Consider the following 1,679-nt stretch of genomic DNA (forward strand, 5'->3'; position numbering starts at 1 on the left):
TCTGAAAGGTGCCGCGGATATTGAAATGCAGGACTTTATCCTGGTTATGGTCAATGACTGCATGGAAAAAGAAGCACAACAAACTTTTATGTCAGGACTAAAAGGTTTTGATGATTTCAGTAAAAGATCCAAGGGAAATAAATTTGAAAAATTGACTCAACCGGAAAGAGAAGCCTTGGTCTTGGAAGGTTTGTCCACTGAGGAAGAAAGCCTACAAGCTATAAAGCAATTTCTACAAACGACCAAACGCTTCACCATTCAAGGTTTTATGGCATCTGAATATATGCAGACCGAAGTAAAACCCTATTCCCTAATTCCCGGAGAATACAAGGGAGATGTCCTGATTGCCGACCTTAAACCCGAAAAAATCAATGGCTAATTTAAATATAGACGCAATAAAAGAAAGAACATTTCAGGCCATTGTAATCGGTTCTGGAATGAGTGGAAGTTGGGCGGCTAAGGAACTCTGTGAAAATGGTGTGAAAACCCTGGTCATCGAAAGAGGCCGTGATGTCAAGCATATCAAGGATTACCCCACCACCAATATGCTTCCTTATGAATTTGAGCATAGGGGACAGATTCCTCAGAAAGTTCAGGAAGAAAATCCCGTGGTCAGCCGATGCTATGCATTCCGGGAAGATGCCCAGCATTTTTTTGTGAAAGACCAAGAGCATCCTTATGTACAGGAAAAGCCATTTGATTGGATCCGTGGCTATCAGGTTGGAGGTAAATCACTGCTATGGGCGAGGCAGGTCCAAAGAATCTCAGACATTGACTTTGAAGGACATGAAAGGGATGTCTTTTCTGTGGATTGGACCATCAGGTACAAGGACATTGCATCTTGGTATAGTCATGTGGAGAAATTTGTAGGGGTTTCGGGTAACAAAGATGGACTTTCAAACTTGCCTGATGGGGAGTTTTTGCCGGGCTTTCCTTTGAATGTGGTGGAACAGTATTTTGCCGACCAACTCAAAAAACACTATGGCAACGATAGGCATATGATTTTGGCCCGGTGTGCACACATTACAGGAAACTTAGATTACTACGCCAAACAGGGCAGGGCCAAATGCCAAAGCAGGAACCTTTGTCAAAGAGGCTGTCCATTTGGAGGTTATTTTTCTGCGAACTCTTCCACAATTCCTTGGGCGGAAAGAACAGGAAATATGACCATGCGGACAGATGCCGTAGTTCATTCTATTATCTATGATGAGGAAAAAGGCAAAGCCACGGGAGTAAGAATTGTGGACGCTCATACCAAAGAGATGGAAGAATACTATGCCGATGTCATCTTTGTCAATGCCGCCGCACTCAATACCAACTTGATTTTGCTCAATTCCACTTCCAATCGATTTCCAAATGGATTGGGGAATGACAATGGCCTTTTGGGTAAATATGTGGCTTTTCATAATTACCGGGCAGGCGTATCAGCCCAATACGAAGGACATTTGGAATATACTACACAAGGAGGCAGACCCACTTCCGGATATTTTCCAAGGTTCCGTAATCTTCACAAGCAGGAAACAGATTTCCTAAGAGGATATGCTGCCGGCTTCAGTGCCAACCGGGGCACCTATTCTGACCAAAGCGGGGTAGGCGTGGAGCTGAAAGAGAACTTACTAAATCCTGATAAATACGGGCCTTGGAGTGTGGGTTCCCATATGATGGGAGAGACTATACCC

The 1,679-nt window shown here is 43.9% G+C and carries 2 protein-coding genes; both read left to right on the forward strand.

Annotation, left to right across the window (positions count from 1 at the left end; translation table 11 throughout):
* On the forward strand, window positions 1-379 hold a 379-nt coding region (locus ACEW8O_RS26950), incomplete at its 5' end, for a gluconate 2-dehydrogenase subunit 3 family protein (protein WP_373497026.1).
* Window positions 372-1,679 (forward strand): GMC family oxidoreductase N-terminal domain-containing protein (locus tag ACEW8O_RS26955; protein WP_373497027.1); only part of this gene is annotated, 1,308 nt, incomplete at its 3' end. The genes ACEW8O_RS26950 and ACEW8O_RS26955, both read left to right, overlap by 8 nt.

The sequence above is a fragment of the Aquiflexum sp. genome (assembly GCF_041749095.1).
Taxonomy (GTDB): domain Bacteria; phylum Bacteroidota; class Bacteroidia; order Cytophagales; family Cyclobacteriaceae; genus Aquiflexum.